The 19,366-nt window shown below is 60.2% G+C and carries 16 protein-coding genes; 8 read left to right on the forward strand and 8 right to left on the reverse strand.

Annotation, left to right across the window (positions count from 1 at the left end):
* A complete protein-coding gene (locus AC5S3R_RS09315) occupies positions 1-657 on the forward strand; it encodes a peroxiredoxin-like family protein (RefSeq protein ID WP_494266753.1) in 657 nt (218 codons plus the stop codon).
* 166 nt (positions 658-823) lie between these two features.
* Here the strand turns inward: AC5S3R_RS09315 and AC5S3R_RS09320 are convergent, their stop codons facing one another.
* The 4 genes from AC5S3R_RS09320 to trxB form a co-directional block, all read right to left on the reverse strand.
* Positions 824-1,117, reverse strand: coding sequence for a DUF167 domain-containing protein (locus tag AC5S3R_RS09320; RefSeq protein WP_494266754.1), 294 nt, complete (start codon positions 1,115-1,117; stop codon positions 824-826).
* Positions 1,114-1,860, reverse strand: coding sequence for a YggS family pyridoxal phosphate-dependent enzyme (locus tag AC5S3R_RS09325; RefSeq protein WP_494266755.1), 747 nt, complete (start codon positions 1,858-1,860; stop codon positions 1,114-1,116). The genes AC5S3R_RS09320 and AC5S3R_RS09325 overlap by 4 nt, the downstream gene beginning before the upstream one ends.
* Positions 1,861-1,875: 15 nt before the next feature.
* Positions 1,876-2,346: a DUF4188 domain-containing protein gene (locus AC5S3R_RS09330; protein ID WP_494266756.1), complete on the reverse strand. Its 471-nt coding sequence runs from the start codon at positions 2,344-2,346 to the stop codon at positions 1,876-1,878.
* Positions 2,347-2,437: 91 nt separating this feature from the next.
* Complete coding sequence (trxB, locus tag AC5S3R_RS09335; protein WP_494266757.1) at positions 2,438-3,385, reverse strand: thioredoxin-disulfide reductase; 948 nt, start codon at positions 3,383-3,385, stop codon at positions 2,438-2,440.
* A 74-nt stretch (positions 3,386-3,459) separates the two neighbouring features.
* Here trxB and AC5S3R_RS09340 point away from each other — a divergent pair, with 74 nt between their 5' ends.
* Both AC5S3R_RS09340 and AC5S3R_RS09345 read left to right on the forward strand, forming a co-directional pair.
* Positions 3,460-3,660: an allantoinase gene (locus AC5S3R_RS09340; RefSeq protein WP_494266758.1), complete on the forward strand. Its 201-nt coding sequence runs from the start codon at positions 3,460-3,462 to the stop codon at positions 3,658-3,660.
* A gap of 226 nt (positions 3,661-3,886) precedes the next feature.
* A complete protein-coding gene (locus tag AC5S3R_RS09345; RefSeq protein ID WP_494266759.1) occupies positions 3,887-6,769 on the forward strand; it encodes an IPT/TIG domain-containing protein in 2,883 nt (960 codons plus the stop codon).
* Between the two features lie 15 nt (positions 6,770-6,784).
* Here AC5S3R_RS09345 and AC5S3R_RS09350 read toward each other — a convergent pair whose 3' ends face one another.
* Entirely contained in the window at positions 6,785-7,624 is an 840-nt protein-coding gene (locus AC5S3R_RS09350) for an arginase family protein (RefSeq protein ID WP_494266760.1), read from the reverse strand.
* 104 nt (positions 7,625-7,728) lie between these two features.
* Here AC5S3R_RS09350 and AC5S3R_RS09355 point away from each other — a divergent pair, with 104 nt between their 5' ends.
* The 4 genes from AC5S3R_RS09355 (at position 7,729) to AC5S3R_RS09370 (ending at position 11,785) form a co-directional block, all read left to right on the forward strand.
* A complete protein-coding gene (locus AC5S3R_RS09355) occupies positions 7,729-9,087 on the forward strand; it encodes an NAD(P)/FAD-dependent oxidoreductase (protein WP_494266761.1) in 1,359 nt (452 codons plus the stop codon).
* A gap of 288 nt (positions 9,088-9,375) precedes the next feature.
* A complete protein-coding gene (gene serS, locus AC5S3R_RS09360) occupies positions 9,376-10,692 on the forward strand; it encodes a serine--tRNA ligase (protein WP_494266762.1) in 1,317 nt (438 codons plus the stop codon).
* Positions 10,693-10,695: 3 nt separating this feature from the next.
* Positions 10,696-11,067 carry a hypothetical protein gene (locus tag AC5S3R_RS09365; RefSeq protein ID WP_494266763.1) on the forward strand — a complete coding sequence of 124 codons (372 nt, stop codon included), beginning with the start codon at positions 10,696-10,698 and terminating at the stop codon, positions 11,065-11,067.
* A 67-nt stretch (positions 11,068-11,134) separates the two neighbouring features.
* Positions 11,135-11,785, forward strand: a complete 651-nt coding sequence (locus tag AC5S3R_RS09370) for a LolA family protein (RefSeq protein ID WP_494266764.1) — start codon at positions 11,135-11,137, stop codon at positions 11,783-11,785.
* Between the two features lie 60 nt (positions 11,786-11,845).
* Here AC5S3R_RS09370 and AC5S3R_RS09375 read toward each other — a convergent pair whose 3' ends face one another.
* Positions 11,846-13,288: an ArnT family glycosyltransferase gene (locus tag AC5S3R_RS09375; RefSeq protein WP_494266765.1), complete on the reverse strand. Its 1,443-nt coding sequence runs from the start codon at positions 13,286-13,288 to the stop codon at positions 11,846-11,848.
* A gap of 77 nt (positions 13,289-13,365) precedes the next feature.
* On the opposite strand from AC5S3R_RS09375, the gene AC5S3R_RS09380 reads away from it, so the two are divergent.
* Complete coding sequence (locus AC5S3R_RS09380; RefSeq protein WP_494266766.1) at positions 13,366-16,908, forward strand: glycosyltransferase; 3,543 nt, start codon at positions 13,366-13,368, stop codon at positions 16,906-16,908.
* Positions 16,909-16,926: 18 nt separating this feature from the next.
* On the opposite strand, the gene AC5S3R_RS09385 is transcribed toward AC5S3R_RS09380, so the two are convergent.
* Both AC5S3R_RS09385 and AC5S3R_RS09390 read right to left on the reverse strand, forming a co-directional pair.
* A complete protein-coding gene (locus AC5S3R_RS09385; protein ID WP_494266767.1) occupies positions 16,927-17,358 on the reverse strand; it encodes a YqhG/Tai3 family protein in 432 nt (143 codons plus the stop codon).
* Between the two features lie 125 nt (positions 17,359-17,483).
* Complete coding sequence (locus AC5S3R_RS09390; RefSeq protein WP_494266768.1) at positions 17,484-19,217, reverse strand: DUF3300 domain-containing protein; 1,734 nt, start codon at positions 19,215-19,217, stop codon at positions 17,484-17,486.
* Positions 19,218-19,366: the final 149 nt, after the last annotated feature.

Consider the following 19,366-nt stretch of genomic DNA (forward strand, 5'->3'; position numbering starts at 1 on the left):
ATGACCACCACCAGCCTCCAAGACCAACTCGACGAAATCACCTCCAACACCCGGAGGCTGGTTCAACCCGACCGCCTGCGCATCAGCGAGCGCTCCGTCGAAGAGTTATTCACAACCGGCATAGAAGACCGCATCCTCTCCGTAGGCTCCCAAGCCCCCGAATTCACCCTGAAAGACGCGAATGGCAAACTAGTCCGCAGCAAAGACCTGCTAGCCATCGGCCCGCTCATCGTCAAGTTCTTCCGCGGCCGCTGGTGCAGCTACTGCTCAACAGAACTCGAAACCTGGCGCGACCTCTACGGCCGCATTCGCGAGCACGGCGCCGTCATGGTCGCCATCAGTCCGCAAACCAGCCGCCAGAGCGACTTCATGGCCGGCCAGCACGGCCTGCCCTTCCCACTGCTCCACGACCCCGGCAACCAGCTAGCAGCGCAATTCGGCTTGCGTTACACCGTCCCGCAGGAGATGCAGGACTACTACCGCTCCATCCTCGTCAATCTCCCCTTCATCAACGGCGACCAAAGCGGAACCCTCGCTCTCCCGGCCACCTACGTAATAGCGCCCTCTGGACGAGTAGTCCTTGCAGAAGCCCACGCCGACTTCCGAGTCCGCCCCGAGCCCGAAGAAGCCCTGGCCGCCGCCTTCGCCGCAAAATAAACCGCAATAAGCAGCCACAAAAAGGTAGACCGGGGATTCATCCCCGGTAATCAAAATCACAAAGGCAAATATCACTGTGAAGAGTATGGGCTTTAGCCCGTACATCCATACCCGCTAAATAGCACTGGGCTTCAGCCCCTGAGGCATGCCTTCAACACAACCAGCTTCACAAGGAAAGAACCCGCCGAGCCGTCTCCACCGAAACCCCGCGCAACAAAAACACCTTAGTCCGCCCCAGCTCCCCGGCCAAAATCTCCACACCAGACTTAGGCAAATCAAACTCCGCAGCCAGAAACTTAATCAGCGCCTCGTTAGCCCGCCCCTCAATCGGCGGAGCCTGCACGGCAATCTTCAACTGCGCCGCATCGCCCTCGCCGTACACGCCAACAACAGCGGTCTTCTTAGCCCCCGGCTGCGCCCGCACCGTCAGCGTAACGCCGTCTTTATTCTCGCGAATCAATCCGCAGGCCCCGTATAAGGTTCCCGCTTCCCAAACAGCGAAGTCCCAATCCGAATCCGCGTCGAGCCTTCCTGGATCGCCGTAGCAAAATCCCCGCTCATCCCCATCGAGAGCGTTCCAAAATGCAGCTTCGAATGTACCTTAGCCCACGTATCCCGCCACTCCGCCAGCGCCCGGAACGTATGCCGCGTAACATCCTCCGGCACGTCAAACGGAGCAATCGTCATCAACCCGCGCATATGCAAATGCGGCAAATCCGGAAGCCGCTCCAGCAGCTCCGCCATCTCCGCCGACTCCGGCTCCGCCCCATCCTTCGTCTCCTCCGGACTCAGCTTTACCTCAATCAGCACCGGCAGCCGCTTATGCAGCTTCCCCGCCGCATCATTCAACCGCTCCGCCAGCCGCAGCGAGTCCACCGAATCAACCGCGTCAAACAGCTCCGCTGCACGCAGTGCTTTATTCGACTGCAAATGCCCAATCAGATGCACCTGCACCGGCTCATCGGAAGCAGCCAGAGGACCCGTTTCGCGAACAGCCGCAAGCACCGGAGCCTTCCCCGCAAACTCCTGCACGCGGTTCTCGCCAAACAGCCTTAGCCCCAGCTTCTCCGCCTCAAGCATCGTCTCCGCGGGATAAGTCTTCGAGACCGCCATCAACTCAATTTCGCCGCGATGACGCCCCGCGCGCTTGCAAGCCGCGTGAATCGCTTCTTCCAGTTTTTCGAGATTTTCTTTCAACGACATACCGCTTCTTATTATCTATCGCGCAATACGGGAGCGCGCATCATTCAACCTGCCCGTAGCCGGAACATGGCTCACAGCCGCCCCCAACCCAAACCGCGGCATATTGGCATAAACAGATTCATACTGCCCCGCCGAAACCGTATAAGTCTCATGCCAGATTCCCACCTTGCCATTCGCCCCAACGCGCCGGTTAAACTCCGCCCACGCCGGCAAATGCTTCGCCTCGCGCGCATGCGCATAAGCATGCAAATGCTCAAAGCTCCGCCAATACTGCAGAACCCCAATCCCACGCCAATAAAGAAAAATCTGGGCATGCAGCATGCCCAGATCAGGATTTTTCTTTAACTCAGTAATCATCGGAGGCATAGCCGCCATAACGCGTGTCCAGCTAGGCACAGCCCAAAGATGATTCACACGCATGCCGATGAGGAACACAACAAACGACTCATCAGCCTGCGCGGTATAACGACCCGGGAAGACAGCCATGCAGCCTCCTTCTCGCTATGCTTCACTTCCATCGAGAGTCTGCATCAGCACGAATGGCGCGCAAAGCGCAGTCCGCCGTGCGCGCAGCACCTTAGTGTCCGTGCTCCTCCAGATACTTCTCCACTTCCAGCGCCGCCATGCACCCCGTACCCGCAGCCGTAATCGCCTGCCGATACCGCCGGTCCTGCACATCGCCCGAAGCAAACACACCCGGAACAATCTTCCCATTCAGCGTAGTGAAAACATTGTTCTGCGTAACAATGTAGCCATCTTCATCAAGGTCCATCTGCCCCTTGAATGCCTTCGCATTCGGCTCATGCCCAATGCCAAGAAACACTCCATCCAGCCGCAATATCTCGCTCTCGCCGGTGACAGAGTTCTTCAGCTTCACGCCCTTCACTTCCTTCTCATCCACGCCAAGAATCTCTTCAATCACCACATTCGTGCGCAGCTCAATCTGCGGATGCGCAATCGCGCGATCCAGCATAATCTTGCTCGCGCGGAAGCTGTCGCGCCGGTGCAGAATCGTCACCTTGCTCGCAAAGCGCGTCAAAAACAGCGCCTCTTCCATCGCCGAGTCACCGCCGCCAACCACCGCAATCTCAAGCCCGCGGAAGAAGAACCCGTCGCAGGTAGCGCAGCTCGAAACGCCATGCCCAATCAGCTTCTGCTCGCTCTCCAACCCAAGCCACCGCGCACTCGCGCCAGAAGCAATAATCAGCGTCCGCGTGCGAATCTCGCCCGCCGAAGTCGTCAGCTTGATCGGATGCGAAGACAAATCGGCGGCGACAAGGTGCGCAATCTGGAACTCCGCGCCAAACTTCTCCGCCTGCTTCTTCATGTTGGCAATCAGTTCCGGCCCCTGCACGCCTTCCGGCCAGCCGGGAAAGTTCTCCACCAGCGTAGTAATGGAAAGCTGCCCACCCGGTTCATGCCCTTCCAGAACCAACGGCTTAAGGCCGGCACGGCCTGTGTAGATGGCAGCAGTAAGCCCCGAGCAGCCGGAGCCAAGAATAACGGTATCGCGTATCTCGCTCATGAAAGTTTCCCAGTGTCGATTGTAGCCGTCCAAAACAGCGGGCCAAAACCGACGCACACTATAAGATGAGGTACATGGCGAATTTGACTCTTGTCTACGGCATGCGCCTTCTCCCCGAAGGCGAAGTAAAGCAAATCGAGGACGCAAAGCTCCAACTGGTCAACGGCAATGAGGCGCACGTAACCATGCACGTTCTCGAAGGCTCGCGCGAACAAATTGAAGCCCAGCTAAAGCAAAGCCTCGACGCATTCTTCGACTTCTACCCCGAAATTTGATTGGCAATTATCCCTCGAAGACAAGGAAGCAACCGGAGGGAGCAGGGGCCTTCAGGCCCCTGAAAAGCCAGCACAAACAAAAAGGGGCTTTAGCACCGGGTTTTCTCCTCGCTCTAAACTCCGCGTATTTGTTTTGTAGAGAAACTCGTCGATTAAATTCTTCTAATCTTCCCAACGTTAAAAAGGCCTCATCCTTGCTCCCCATGCGAGTACCCGGAGCACTCGCATGTCCCACCGCACCCGCATCTGCTTAGCACTCGCACTAGCCACCACAAGCCTCTACGCAGGCGGTCCCCGCTACATCGCCGGAAGCACCTACTTCCAATCAGCCGTCATGGGCCAACCGCTCCACTGGCCCAACGGACAGGTCAAGTACTACGTAGACCGAGGCGAACTAAGCCCCACCATCACCAACCAGCAAGCCACCGCGATGGTAGATGCCGCTGCGTCACTATGGAGCGCCATCCCCACCGCAGGAGTAACCCTGACCAACTCCGGCTCACTGGCCGAAGACGTAAGCGGCTCCAACATCGCCGCCGGCAATCAGAACTTCACCGCGCCATCCGACGTCACCCCGGAAGCAACCACCTTCCCCGTCGCCGTAATCTACGACACCGACGGCTCCATCCTCGACACCGTCAACGGCAACGGAGCCAGCGACCCCGACAGTTGCCAGACCACCGCCGTCACCGTCTGGCTCGACGCCTTCAACCCCGACGCCACCATCACCCACGCCGTAATGATTCTCAATGGCCGCTGCACCAACACAGAAGACCGCATGGCCATGATGCAATTCGCCCTCGAACGCGCCTGGGGACAGGTCCTCGGCCTCGGCTTCTCGCAGCTCTACCCCCACGCCGCCACAGACAACAACGTAGACCAAATGCAGGCATGGCCCATCATGCAGCCCATGATGGGCGTCTGCGGCCCCATCGGCGGAACCTGCATTCCCAACCCCGGCACCCTGCGCCTCGACGACATCGCCGCCCTCAACCGCCTCTATCCCATCACCGCATCCAACGCCGCCATCTTCCCCGGCAAAAAGCTCACCGCCGCCAACACCATCTCCCTCTCCGGCACCATCACCTTCAAAACCGGCATCGGAATGCAAGGCGTCAACGTACTCGCCACCCCACTCGACGCCAGCGGCAACCCCATGCCCCAGTACACCGTCAGCGCCGTCTCCGGAGCAGCCTTCCGCGGCAACCACGGCAGCAGCGTCACCGGCTGGAACGACGCCAACGGCATCCCGCTCTCGCAATGGGGTTCCACCGACACCACCCAGCAAGGCGCATTCGATCTGCGCTATATCCCCCTGCCACCCGGCGTAACCGCCGCACAATACCAGCTAACCTTTGAAGCTATGGACCCGCTCTACATCGACTCCAACATAGTCGGCCCCTACGTAGACGGCTCCCCCGACCCCTCCGGCACACTCTCCCCCGTCACAGTCAGCACCATGACCGCAGGCAGCGCACAAACAGTCACCGTCAAGGCAAACAACTCCGCCGCGGGAGGCTACGAAGACGCCATCTCCACCGAAAGCTCCCCCCGCCTCATGCCGCCCAGCGGCCTCTGGGCAGGCCGCCTCAGCGCCATCAGCCAGGCCGACTGGTTCAACTTCCCCGTCCGCGCCAACCGCCTCTTCACCGTCATCACTCAAGCCGTAAATGAAACCGGGGCCCCCAGCGCAGCCAAAGCCATGCCCGCCCTCGGCATCTGGGACGCGCTCGATGCCGTAGGCTCACCCGCCATCGGCACTGCTCCCGGCCTAAACGGAAACGCCACCGGAGAAACCTGGCTGCAAGTCACCGCCGAAGCCGACGACATCGTTCGCCTCGGCATCGCCGACACACGCGGCGACGGACGCCCCGACTACGCCTACAACGGCTGGGTTCTCTACGCCGACACCATCGCCCCCGCCAATCTCCCCGCCGGCGGCGGCCCCATCGTCATTGAAGGCATGGGCTTCCGTCCCTCCGACACGGTAAAAATCAACGGACGCCTCGCCCAAATCACCGGAATCTCCCCCAACGAGATAACCGCCATCGCCCCCGCATCTACCACCACCGGCTCCGTAGACGTGGAAGTAGACGACCTCCCGCAGTTCTACGCCGCAACCGTAATCTACGGAGGCATCAGCTACAACGCCGGCGGAACCGACTCCCTCAAGCTCGTATCCGCGCCCCAAAACACCGTCCCTATCGGAGTCCCCATCCCCTTCGCCGTCACAGCCCTCGACGGAAGCCTGACCCCAGCCGCTGGCGTCACCGTCAACTTCACCGTAACCAGCGGAACAGCCCTCCTGTCATGTGGAAAATCAAGTTGCCCCCTCACCACCGGCGGCGACGGAGCAGCCTCCCTCACAGTCACCGCCGCCGATAGCACAGCCTCCGTCGTAACCGCCACGCTGACCAACGGCGCGCAGTTGCAAGCCCACTTCTCCGGCGGAACCCCGCCAACCCTCGCCGCGCTAACGCCAACTCTCTCCCTCGCCGCCGGAGCCACCATCAACTGGCCCACGCAAGCCATCGTGTTGAACAACGGCCAGCCCATGAGCGGCCAGGCAGTAGCATGGCAAACCACCGCAGGCAGCGGAATCACCGCGCAGGACTCCGCAGCCGCCATCACCTCCGGAACCGGCATTGCCGCCAAAACACTCACCGCAGGCCCACTAACCGAAGGCGAAACCTCCACCGCAAAAGCCTGCCTCAACGGCACCTCGCAGTGCGTAAACTTCAACGCACTCGGAGCCCGCGCCGAGTACGCAACCGTAGCCGCCGTCTCCGGAACCTCGCAAACCCTGGCCGTAACCAGCACACCCAGCCAAATCGTCCTGCGAGTCTACGACATGGACGGCAACCCCATGGCCGGCGGAACCGTAACGCTCTTTCAATCCGTCTACGCCTGGGCCCCGCCCTGCCCCACCCACGGCGTCTGCGCACAAGCAGAGCTGCTAGCCACCCAAACCGCCACAGCAATCTCCGGCATCGACGGCTCCGTAACCTTCCCTCCCGCAGGAGTCCCCGGCGTAGCCGCCAACGTAGTAGGCATCGCCGTAACCGGAACCACATCCTCCGCCAAAATCGCACTGGAATTTCATCCCTAGAACAGAGCCCGAAGACTACCGGCGCATTGTCAAAATTCTTTCCAACATCGCACTGGCCACGCGCAAAGCCCTGCCATCGGTATCACTGGCCGGATTGTAAGAACCTATCCCAAATCCCAGTAGCGAACCATGTCCCAGGCCAGAAATGTGTCCAACCCCATCGAATAGTTCCTGCCTCGTAAGCCCGTCCTTGATGGACCATTGATTCGCAACTGCCTCAGTTGGATCAAGAACATCCAGGTCAACATGAAGATAGAAGCCCTCTGTTTCTTTTCGAACATCAGCTAACGCATCGGACAAACCACGAACATTGCGCACACGCACAACACCAGCGCGGTCCAACAGCTTCGATTCCTCCTCATCCACATCACGGGAACCGACAAGAACAACACGCCTTTCCGGCACGGGAGTAAAGCCGGGAATGGATGCGGCGAGCGGACGCCAGCATTGGCCCGTCAGGATTCCAATGCCCATGCCGTCAAGAAATCCGGATTGCGTCGTCTCCGGGGTATTGCCTTCTCCATGCGCATCAAACCAGACCACGCCAGTACGGGCCGCATCACATCCAGCAACCGCTCCCACGGCAATGCCGCAATTACCGGACAGCACTATTGGAAAACTACCGTCGTGGCGCGCAGCCTGAACATGTTGGGACACCAAACGGCACAGCGAAAAATACGACTGTATTTCCGTTGGATACTCCCCAGCCAGCATGATTTCTTTGCTTACAACTGGTATCCCAAGCCTGCGCAAAAGCGGCTCCAGGGCATTCTGAAGCAGATGCTCCGGGCCAAGCCCCATGCGTTCTCGCAGGCGGCCTGAATCGAATGGCACGGTAAGAATAGTTACACTCATAGGTGTGCAAAGTACCTTGGCGTTAAGTTCCCATCATAAATAGCGGTCCGCAATTTGTGACCGGAGAACGTCTGACTCCATCCAACCCACGGGAGAGAAAACGATTGAGCCAACGCAAGGAACCTCTTCAGCAGTCCGGCAAGCGCCTGCAGGTAGTCATCGTCGGCGCCGGTTTCGGCGGCATCAACGCCGCACAGGCCCTTGGCAAGCTGCCCGTTGACGTCACCGTCATCGACCGCCGCAACCACCACACCTTCCAGCCGCTGCTCTACCAGGTAGCGCTCGCCGTGCTCTCTCCCGGAGAAATCGCCCAGCCCATCCGCGGCATCCTCTCCCGCAACCAGAACACCCAGGTCCTCATGGACGAGGTCACCGGCATCGAAACCGCCAGTCAGGCCATCACCCTCGCTAGCGGCGACCGCATCACCTACGACTACCTCGTCCTCGCCACCGGAGCCACCCATTCCTACTTCGGCAAAGACGAGTGGGCCAAAGTCGCCCCCGGCCTCAAGTCCATCGAAGACGCCACAGAAATACGCCGCCGCATTTTGCTAGCCTTCGAGCTCGCCGAGCGCCAGATGCAGGAACACGGCTGGCACCCCCCGCTTAACTTCGTCGTCATCGGCGGCGGCCCCACTGGCGTCGAGCTGGCCGGAGCCATCGGCGACATCTCCCGCGAGTATCTCAAGCACGACTTCCGCCACATCGACCCCACCAAAAGCCGCGTCATCCTGCTCGACGGCGGCGAAAGCGTCCTCGGCACCTACCCGCCCGAGCTCTCCGCCCGCGCCGGCGAAGCCCTCGCCAGCCGCGGCGTAGAAGTCCGCACCCGCAACCGCGTCACCAACATCGGAGCCGGCTGGGTAGAAACCCAGAACGCCAAAGGCCTCGAGCGCATCCCCGCCGCCGTCATCCTCTGGGCCGCCGGCGTGCAAGCCTCGCCCCTCGGCAAACTCCTCGGAACCCCCACAGACCGACGCGGCTGCGTCGAAGTCGATAGCGAAATGAACCCGCCCAACCTCGACAGCGTCTTCGTCATCGGCGACCTCGCCCACTTCGAGCAGGACGGCAAGCAAATCCCCGGCGTTGCCCAACCCGCCATGCAAATGGGCCAGCACGTCGCAAAAATCATCAAGGCCGACCTCGAAGGCAAGCCCCGCACCGCCTTCCGTTACTTCGACAAGGGCGACATGGCCACCATCGGCCGCATGGCCGCCGTAGCCAACGTCAAATGGCCCTTCCACTCCAAGATGAGCGGCCTGCCCGCATGGATCGCCTGGCTCATCATCCACGTCTACTTCCTCATCGGCTTCCGCAACCGCCTCACCGTTCTGTGGTCCTGGGTCTGGAGTTATTTCACCTTCTCCAGCAGCGCCCGCCTCATCACCGGCGACACCCACCTCCCCGGCTGGGAAGAGCAAGTAGCCGCCGGAAAAACTCCAACACCCACCCCCAACGATTAGCGCGGTAGCGCGGGCGCCCCCGGTCCCTGGCATTTAGGGACCGGGGATCATCCCCATACCGCCAGTTCCTCCACCTCTAAGCACTGTCTGCCAAATCGGCGTTGCGGAGTTTTGAAAGGGCACGACTTCAGTCGTGCCGAAAAGCCTAATAAAAACCACCGGGCTTTAGCCTCCGAGGCACGCCTTCTCTCTCCCAATCACCACATCTCCATCCACCACCAACAACGCTTCTTCGATAACGAAACAAACAGGAATTCCATCCGGTAGACTAAAAGAGTCATGCTCGACATGGGATTTGTCCGGGGAAACCTGGAATTAGTGGAAGCAAAATTGCGCGCACGCGGCGCGGACCCGGCAGCTCTGCTCGGCGATTTCCATTCGCTCGACGTAAAGCGCCGTGAAGCCATCACCGAAGCCGAAAAGCTAAAAGCACGCCGCAATGAGCTTTCCCAGCAGGTAGGCCAGCTCAAGCGCCAGGGTCAGGATGCGACGGCGCTCATGGAAGAAACCCGCGCCCTCAAAGACAAGCTCGACGAGCTCGACAAGACCGCCGTCACGCTCGACGATGAAATGCGTCTCTCCCTGAGCCGCGTTCCCAACCTCACCCGCGACGAAGTCCCCACAGGCAAATCCGAAGACGACAACGTAACCGTCAAGACATGGGGCGAAAAGCGCACCTACGACTTCTCCCCCAAGCCGCACTGGGAACTAGGCGAAGCGCTAGGCATCCTCGATCAGGAACGCGCTGCCAAGCTCAGCGGAGCCCGCTTCTCCGTCTACTTTGGCCCCGGAGCCCGCCTCGAACGCGCCCTCGTCAGCTTCATGCTCGACCTGCACACCACCAAGCACGGCTACACGGAAGTCCTGCCGCCCTTCATGGTCAACAGCAAATCCCTCTTCGGCACCGGCCAGCTCCCCAAGTTCGCGGAAGACCTATTCCGTACCTCCGACGCCGACGCTGAAGCCGCCTCACGCGGCGAGTTCAAAGACGCCGACCACTGGCTCATCCCCACCGCGGAAGTCCCGGTAACCAACCTCTACCGCGACGAAATCCTCGACGAAGCCAAGCTCCCAATCTCCTATACCGCCTACACCCCCTGCTTCCGCGCCGAAGCCGGAGCGGCAGGCAAAGACACCCGCGGCATCATCCGCCAGCACCAGTTCCAAAAAGTCGAACTGGTAAAGTTCGTCAAGCCCGAAGACTCCGACGCCGAGCACGAAATCCTCACCCGCAACGCCGAAGCGATTCTCGAAGCTCTCGAACTCCCCTACCGCCGCGTCCTTCTCTGCACCGGCGACACCGGCTTTTCCTCCGCCAAGACCTTCGACCTGGAAGTCTGGCTCCCCGGTCAGAACGTCTACCGCGAAATCTCTTCGTGCTCCAACTTCGAGTCCTTTCAGGCCCGCCGCGCCAACATCCGCTACAAGGCGGCAGGCACCAAGGGCAAAAACGAATTCGTGCACACGCTCAACGGCAGCGGCCTCGCCATTGGCCGCACCTGGCTGGCAATCCTCGAAAACTATCAACAGGCAGACGGCTCGGTAGCGATTCCCACCGCCCTGCAGCCCTACATGGGCGGCCTAACCAAAATCGAAAAGCAGTAAACAATGAACATTCTCAAGAACTACTTCTACTGGACCTACAAACGCGGCACCTTCCACTACGACATCATGGTGACGCTCATCCTCGCCTTCATCTTCATCACCCCGCACCTCTGGGATTACGGCGACAAGCCCCCCGTCACCGGCGGCCCCATCGAGCCCATCCAGGTCCTCGGCGACGGCGGCAAAGGCCTGATTCTAACGGTCCCCGCCAGCGAAGTCTCGCAGCCCTCGGAAGTTACGGACTACACCATGCGCCGCGCCCTTAAAAAGGCCCTGCAGCCCGTCACTGGCGACGCCGTAACCATCGAGCGCTGGGAGCTTTCCCGCGACGCAAATGGCAACCCGCTCGCATGGAAAGTCTGGGCGCATAAGTAGATTCCAACTTTGCGTGAAATTTTCACGCTCCTTTGACATGCCCCTGGCGTCCAATTTAAGGAGAGCTATGCGCGTACGTACCCGACTTTTTCTTTCCTTTCTGCTGACTGCCCTCCTTGCGGCTCCCGTAGCCGCCAAGGCCGATGACCTGAACTCCGTCCTCGCCCGCCTGAACGCAGCAGCCAAGAAGTTCCATTCCTCTTCCGCCAGCTTTGTCTTCGACACGGAGATGACCGACCCCGTGTCGGACTCGGAAATCCTGAAAGGCGTCTCCTACTACGAGCGGAATGGCGGCTCGTTCAAAATGGCGGCGCACATTCACGAGCGCGGAGGACGCCCAATAACCAGCGCCTACAACTTCACCAATGGCGCGCTGCACTTCTACGACGGCTCGCAGGTACACACCTACCCGGCAGCCAAGTGGGAAAGCTACTTAATCCTCGGCTTTGGTGCCAGCGGCGACGACCTGACCGCAAAGTGGGATATCAAGTACATCAGCTCGCAAGTACTGGACGGCGTCAATGTAGCGCAGCTTGAGCTGGTAGCCAAAGACCCTGAAGTGCGCAAAACAATCACCAAGATCACGCTTTGGATTGACCCCGACCGCGGTGTCAGCCTCAAGCAGCGCTTCGACGAGCCCAACGCCTACCGCATCTGCACCTACACCGACATCAAGGTCAATACGTCGCTGCCCGGAAAAGCCTTCGAGCTGAAGTAATCATCGGAGGGAGCTGGGGCCTTCAGGCCCCTGAAAAATCAGCGCAAATAAAAAGGGGCTTTAGCCCCGGACCTCATCACCATACGCTGTGCCCCTGCCACTCAACCGCGCAATCGCAACCCCGCCCAGCACAAACACCATCGGAAAAAACTCCAGCGTATACCGGGCTTCTGGCGCTTCAATCGTCGCCAGAAGCCCGCACCGCAATACAAAGTAAAGTAGCATCCAAGGCCACAGCCGAGGCCGCAAACATAGCCCCACCACTCCCAGCAGCAGATACACCGCATTCAGCCCTGCATAAGCCCAGCTAAAGCTCGTCTCCGCATTGTGATGCGCATAAACCCACCAGTCCAGATCAATCGGCAGATTCTCCACCCGCGGCCTGAAAAGCATATCCAGCACCCGCCCTGCAGGCAGCCACACATAATACCGCAGCGGATTATCCGCAATCCTCTGGTCCGCCAGCCTCGCAAACCGCGCATCAATCTCCGCCGAAAAATCCTCGCCGTTGTCCTCATAAAGCTGCGCAATCGCAACCGTCTCCGTCCGCTGCGCCGCCGAATCAAACGCCCGCTCCGGCAGCTTGCTCACGTCAAACTCCCCATCCGGCGCGTTCCAGTAAATCTGGTTCGTAGAAACAAAATCCAGGCACCACGTCTTCATCCACCGCTGCCAACCCGGCCACGTAGGCTCACCGGGGTCTGTGGCATAACGCGGAGCCAGCGTCTGAACCACGTGAAAGACCCGCCAGTTCCGTGCCGTCCACACCGCGAAAGGAGCAGCCGCAATCACAACACAAACCACCGCCATCGCCACACGCTGCTTCGCCTCCCTGCGCCACAAACCCGCCAGCATCGGAACAGCAAACGCCACCCCCGCCAGCGCCCCATCCGGCCGCAGCAAAGCCGCAAAAGCAACCGCTAGCGTAAACCCCAGCGCCGCGCCCCACGTCTGCCTGTCCTGAAACCGAGCCACCGACCACAGCGCCGCCGCAATCACAAAGCAGGTCAACGCCTCCGTCAACGTAGCCACCGTATAAACCGCCGTAAAAGGGCAAAGGCAAGCCAGCCACAGCGTAGCCAGCCCCGCGCGCACACGCCAGTTTTCCGGGCTAATCCGCCATGCGGCGGCAGCAAGCATCGCGCAGCCCACAAGCTCGCAGACAACCTGCACCACCACCACCCAGAAGTAGTTCTCCATCCCGAAAACCTTGAAGCAAGCCACAAGAAAAAGCGGATAACCCGGCAGCCTAATCAGCGTCGAATGCAGAACGCCGCTGTTATCAGAAATGGCGTACCGCCCATGCAACAGGAGGTTCTTAGCCAGCCCGCCGTAGATGCGCGAATCTCCGCTGATTTCAAAAAACGTCCGCAGCATCCAGAGCCGCAGCGCCGCGCCCGCAACCAGCGCCATCACAGCGGAGATCACCGCGCCGGTTTTCATGCGGCCAAAGCGTGTTTTAACAACTGGTTGCGCGGGTTGACTCCGGTAGGCGGCTTCCATACGATTCGTACTGTACTGTATAGCTTAGAACCTCAAGACAGGTTTTCCCGGCACAATCGGAAACAGGCCTACCCACAATGCCAGAGAAGCAGATTTTCTACGACCCCCAACGCAAGCGCTGGAAGCGGTTGCGCCGCATTCTGGACGCCGTCGCTGTCATCGTCACCCTCGTCGTCGCCGGAGTGATCTTCAACACCCTGCGCGGTCAGCCTCTGCCCGAGCTCCTGCTCCCCATTCCCCGGCATAACTACAAGGCGCTCAACGACCGCACGCCTCTGCTCAAGACGGCCCGCACCGCACCGGCCCGTCGCAAAGGCACAGGCCGCCCCTCAGATATTCCCCTCAACACCGGCGAAGGAATCCGCGCCGCCTACTACGTCCCCGACGACGCCACCAGCTTTTCTTCCTTCAAAGCGCACGTCCATCAGATTGACCTGCTCTTCCCCGAGTGGCTGCACGTCAACGCGCCCGACCCCTCGCTGCTCTCCATCGACACCGACTATCACGAGTACCACATCATCGACGGCAACACTGTCCATGACCCCGATGACGCCAACAAGATCAAGCGCGTCATTCAGGAAACCCATGAAGACACCGAAGTCTTCCCCCACCTCACCAACTACAACCCCAGCGTAGGCAACTTCGACCCCGCAATCGCCACCCTGCTCGCCGATGCAGGCAAGCGCGCCGCCCTGCGCCAGCAGCTCATGCGCTTCTTCGCGGCCATGCCCGCCTACCACGGCCTCTCGCTCGATTTCGAGAACCTCCCCGACGCCTCGCTGCCCAACTACATGGCGCTCGTCCGTGAGCTCTACGCGGACTTCGCCCCTCGCGGACTCAAGCTCTACATCAACGTCCCCGTCAGCCTCGACGACGTCTACTTCAAAGAGCTGGCCACCAGCACAGACGGCATCATCCTCATGAACTACGACCTCCACGAGGTCGAAAGCGATCCCGGCCCCATCGCGCCGCAGGAGTGGTTCCTCAACAACCTGCGCCACGTGCTCAAGCTCGTGCCCAAGCAAAAGCTCATCTGCGCCATCGGCAACTACGGTTACGACTGGGCCATGTCCATCCCGCCCACACCGGCAAAACCCAGGCACGGCAAACAGCCCAAGCCCGTCGCCCCAAAAGTTCTCAATACTGAAGACCTCACCGTCTCCGAAGTCTGGCAGCGCGCCTCCGATGCCGACGCCGACCTCAATCTCGATTACGACACGCTCAACCCCCACTTCGAGTACATCGATGAAGACGACAACCAGCGCCACGTAGTCTGGTTCCTCGACTCCGTAACCGTCCTCAACGAGCTCCGCGGAGCACGACAGCTAGGTCTGCAAACCTTCGCCCTCTGGCGGCTAGGGGAAGAAGATAGCTCCCTATGGAACGTGTGGGACAAGCCAAGCAGCCCCGACGCCCTGCACGCCCTCAACGCTGTAGACCCCGGCCATGACCTCGACGACGAAGGCGAAGGCGACATCATCCGCGTAACCGGCTTGCCCAAAACCGGCAAACGAACCGTCGAAATCGACACCGACGAGCCCGACCCGCGCAAAAAGCTCATCATCGATGAGCACATGGACGTCTACCCAAGCCTCTACACAATCCAGCAGTACGGCTACAAGCCCAACCAGGTCGCCATCTCCTTCGATGACGGCCCCGACGCCAAGTGGACGCCCAAGATTCTCGACATTCTCAAGCAGAAGAACGTCCACGCCACCTTCATGATGATTGGCGAAGAGGCTCAGCAAAACATGAGCCTCATGCAGCGCGTCGCCAAAGAAGGCCATGAAATCGGCAACCACACCTTCACCCATCCCGACATCAGCGAAATCTCGCCGCGCCAGCTAGACCTGGAGCTCAAGCTGACCAACCGCCTCTTCGCGGCCAAGCTAGGCGTGCAGCCGCTCTACTTCCGTCCGCCTTATGACATCGATGAAGAGCCCGACACCGACGACCAGGCCCGGCCCGTCGTGCAGATTCAACAGATGGGCCTCATCGTAGTCGGCAATAAAATCGACACCAACGATTGGGACGAGCGCGTTCGCAAAACTCCCACCAGCATTGCCAACTCCGTACTCGACCAGCTCGCCCACATGAAGGCCAAGCCGCAGACCCGCGGCTCCGTCATCCTCATGCACGACGGCGGCGGCGACCGCTCCGCAACCATCGCCGCACTGCCCGTGCTGATTGACACCCTCCGCGCCCACGGCTATCAGATAGTGCCCGTCTCCTCGCTCATGGGCAAAACCACCGCCGACGTAATGCCCCGCCTCACCTTCTGGCAGCGCGTAGCAACACTACCCGACCTCGCCGCCTTCACCATGCTCTCGGCGATTACCAACTTCATCGTCATGGTCTTCTTCGTAGGCGACATCCTCATGAGCGCCCGCCTGATTCTCGTAGGCCTCTTCGCACTCATCGACCGTCTCCGTCGCCCGCATAAGGAGGCAACCGCCAGCTTCAACCCACGCGTAGCCGTACTCATTCCTTCCTATAACGAAGAGAAAGTAATCGTCCGCACCATCCGTTCCGTTCTCAACTCCGACTACGCCAACCTCCGCGTCATTGTCATCGACGACGGCTCCAAGGACCGCACCGCCGAAGTAGCCCGCCAGGCCTACGCAACAGAAATCACCGCAGGCCGCGTAACCGTGCTCGAAAAGGAAAACGGCGGCAAGGCAGCAGCGCTCAACTACGCCCTCGAACACGTAGATGAGCTCTACTACGTAGGCATCGACGCCGACACCGTCATCGCCGCCGACGCCATCTCCAAGCTCATCCCCCACTTTGAGGACAAGGGCATCGGAGCCGTCGCCGGCAACGCCAAAGTCGGCAACCGAGTCAATCTCTGGACCCGTTGGCAAGCCCTCGAATACATCACCAGCCAGAACTTCGAGCGCCGCGCCCTCGACCTCTTCCATGTAGTCACCGTAGTCCCCGGCGCAATCGGCGCATGGTGCACAGAGGCCGTAAAAAAAGCTGGCGGCTACCCCATCAACACCGTCGCCGAAGACGCCGACCTCACCATGAGCCTCCTCGAACAAGGCCTCAAGGTCGTCTACGAAGACCGCTCCCTCGCCTTCACCGAAGCCCCCATCGACGCAAAGGGCCTCATGCGCCAGCGCTTCCGCTGGTCCTTCGGAACCCTGCAGGCCGTTTGGAAGCACCGCGCCGCATTCACCAGGAACAAGGCAATGGGCTTCTTCGCGCTGCCCAACATCCTCGTCTTCCAGATGCTGCTCCCGCTGGTCTCACCCTTCATTGACCTGATGTTCGTCTACGGTGTCATCCACTACTTCATCGACCGTCACTACCACCCCGGAGCCACGTCTTCCGCCAGCTTCATGAAGCTCGTAACCTACTTCATGGCCTTCATGCTGATTGACTTCGTAACCTCCGCCGTAGCCTTCAGCCTCGAACGCCGCCACCCCGCCAACAAGGGCGACGGCTGGCTTCTCTTCCACATCTGGCTCCAGCGCTTCAGCTACCGCCAGCTCTTCTCCGTAGTGCTCTTCAAAACCATCCGCCGCGCCATCGACGGCAAACCCTTCAACTGGGACAAACTCGAACGCACCGCCAAAATGAGCAAACAAACCGAAGCCCTCACCGAAACGCGCTAATCAAAAAGCGCCGGAGCCTTACTCTCCGGCGCTTCTCAAAAACTTCCTTAAGCTCGGCACATCTGCACTGCCCACGTCATCAATCTTCCATCCATCCGGCATCTCCATCAGCGTCAACCGAACAACCACCACCTTCGGCTCCGGAAATCGCAGCTTCACCGTAGCAATCACCAGGTGGCCATTCCCGACATGCACTGCAATCGACTCCACGCGCATCCCACCCGGATCCTGGCACGAGCAAATCGGATCGAAATCCAGCTTGCCCACCTCTCCCTTCGGTGTCGTATCAATATCGTGCTGAATCAACCGCAGCAGCGAGGGCGAAAGCTCAGCACGTCTTTTCTGCCCGAGCAAATACGTATCCGAGTCATCTGCGGAACTGTACCGCGCATACACCGCCCGTACAAAATCGCGCGCGCCATCCACATTACGCGGAGATTCTCCAGCCATACCAAGTAACATCACCAGCGAAAGCATGGAACCCACAATAGCAGAGCCCAAGAACACAACCACAAAAGGAAACGGCGAATGAGCCTCAAACTCATCCGCCGTTTTCCTTTGCACTCAATCAGTCCTCAGTGATGATGCCCGCCGCCAAAGTGCCCACCACCGCCGCCGTGGCCACCACCAAAATGCCCGCCACCGCCGCCGCCAAAGTGCTCCTTAGGCGCCTTGAACGATTGCATCTTCGGCATCTTGGGCTCTTTAAATCCGCCGCCAAAGCCACCCATCTTAGGCTCGCTGAACTTGGGAGCCTTGTACGACCCGCCGCCAAAGAACCCGCCGCGCTCCTGGTGAAAATTCTGCCCCCCACCAAAAGCCATCGAGCTCTGCCGCCCAAAGCCGCCCTCATTCCCGCGGAACCCGTTCATCGAACTCTGATAAGTCTGCCGCGAAGGCTGCATTGCATTCATCCCGCCGCCAAACCCGCCACGCGAATAATCCTGCCGCGCCGGCGTAGGAAGCGCCCGGTTCGCAAACCCATTCCCATACTGCCCGCGGAACTGTTCCATCCCCCGGCCCATATCACGATTCCCCGCAAACTGCTGCCCGCCGTTATAAACCGGCCGGCCCCCCACCGGCTGCGAACGATTAAAGCCCGTCTGCATCCGCCCGCCAAAATTGTTGCCGCCAAAGCGATTCTCGCCAAACCGCTGCCCGCCATGCACAGCAATCGCCTCGTGGTTATACCCGCCATTCCGGAACCCGCCGCCAAAGCGGTTCCCCGCATAAGCCGTCCGCGCATAATACCGCGGCCCGCCATGCGGCAACCCCCAGTCGCGCACCGACCGGCTCGCCGTGTAGTAGTCGTTGTGGTGGAAAGTCAGCGCATTAAACAGCCAGTCCAGCCCCCACGAAATCAGCCCAAACGGAGTGCGATTAAACGCCCCCAGCGCAAAGCTCGCCAGAAACTGCAGCGGACCACCGCCGCCACCAAACCCCGAGCCAATCCCGTTCCCGCCAAACCCGCCCATAAACGCATTCGCCAGCGTGCTCAAAATGCCCGTAAATGAGAACCCCGGATAAGGCTGCACCGGATCGCCATAAGCCGTCCAAGGGTTATACGTCGGCACATACATCATGTCCGGCGTCGGCGGAGCCAGCGAGATGTACCCCGCATTCTGCATCACCTGCATCTGCGGCGTATTCACCAGCGTGCCCGCCTGCTGCGCCCGCATGCGCATCACCTGCACCGTCTGCAAAACATCCTGCGGCTGGTTGTAATACGCATTCCCCAGCACCGTAGTCCACTGCAAATTCCCTGCCAGCATATCCAGCACCTGCGGATAAGCCGTCAGCGCCTTCACGCTCGGGTCCCACGCCGTCTGCCCGCTCGCCGCCGCGGCCATCGCATTCGGATCAGCCATGCCCATCTGGTGCACCATTTGGTCCGCCGAAGCAATCTGCGCCGGATAAGTAGCACCAGCAAGAATCTGCGCCACCAGCGCGTCGGGATAAAGCGCAATCGGAGCCACCAACTGCTCAAGCTGCCCAGGGTCCATAGCTGCCTGTGCTGCCATCGGAGCAGCCACCGCACCCTGCGGCGCATAATTCAACTGCTGCTGTTCCGGCCCATACCCCTGCTGCGCATAGCCATAATAAGGCTGCTGCTGCGCATACTGTGGTTGTTGAGCATACTGAGGCTGCTGTTGGGGATACTGCTGCTGAGGATACTGAGGCTGCGCATAGCCGCCATAGCCGGGGTCCGGCGCGCCATACTGCGCAACCGCATGATTTGTTGCAAGGAGAACCAGGGCAACTGCAAGCAGACCAGCAAACACGCTCTTCTTGGTGGATGGGAATTTCACTGCTTTCCTCCAGGCAGGGCGGCATGCCGCTCACTGCCCCTGACCCGCCCACACAGCGCGAAGAGCCAGGTCTAGTACTGAAAGGGGGTCTGTCTTTAGGCCCGTAAACCCTCGCGTCCCCCATCCGTCTGCCGGCAAACCTGCCACGC

Source organism: Occallatibacter sp. FHG110214_02, assembly GCF_059115385.1.

Bases quoted from the DNA above. Each gene is read 5' to 3' on its own strand.
- AC5S3R_RS09350 (WP_494266760.1), bottom strand. From the start codon at position 7,624: ATGAGTGTAACTATTCTTACCGTGCCATTCGATTCAGGCCGCCTGCGA.
- AC5S3R_RS09385 (WP_494266767.1), bottom strand. From the start codon at position 17,358: ATGGCTGGAGAATCTCCGCGTAATGTGGATGGCGCGCGCGATTTTGTA.
- AC5S3R_RS09375 (WP_494266765.1), bottom strand. From the start codon at position 13,288: ATGGAAGCCGCCTACCGGAGTCAACCCGCGCAACCAGTTGTTAAAACA.
- serS (WP_494266762.1), top strand. From the start codon at position 9,376: ATGGGATTTGTCCGGGGAAACCTGGAATTAGTGGAAGCAAAATTGCGC.
- AC5S3R_RS09370 (WP_494266764.1), top strand. From the start codon at position 11,135: ATGCGCGTACGTACCCGACTTTTTCTTTCCTTTCTGCTGACTGCCCTC.
- trxB (WP_494266757.1), bottom strand. From the start codon at position 3,385: ATGAGCGAGATACGCGATACCGTTATTCTTGGCTCCGGCTGCTCGGGG.
- AC5S3R_RS09380 (WP_494266766.1), top strand. From the start codon at position 13,366: ATGCCAGAGAAGCAGATTTTCTACGACCCCCAACGCAAGCGCTGGAAG.
- AC5S3R_RS09365 (WP_494266763.1), top strand. From the start codon at position 10,696: ATGAACATTCTCAAGAACTACTTCTACTGGACCTACAAACGCGGCACC.
- AC5S3R_RS09325 (WP_494266755.1), bottom strand. From the start codon at position 1,860: ATGTCGTTGAAAGAAAATCTCGAAAAACTGGAAGAAGCGATTCACGCG.
- AC5S3R_RS09345 (WP_494266759.1), top strand. From the start codon at position 3,887: ATGTCCCACCGCACCCGCATCTGCTTAGCACTCGCACTAGCCACCACA.
- AC5S3R_RS09315 (WP_494266753.1), top strand. From the start codon at position 1: ATGACCACCACCAGCCTCCAAGACCAACTCGACGAAATCACCTCCAAC.
- AC5S3R_RS09340 (WP_494266758.1), top strand. From the start codon at position 3,460: ATGGCGAATTTGACTCTTGTCTACGGCATGCGCCTTCTCCCCGAAGGC.
- AC5S3R_RS09330 (WP_494266756.1), bottom strand. From the start codon at position 2,346: ATGGCTGTCTTCCCGGGTCGTTATACCGCGCAGGCTGATGAGTCGTTT.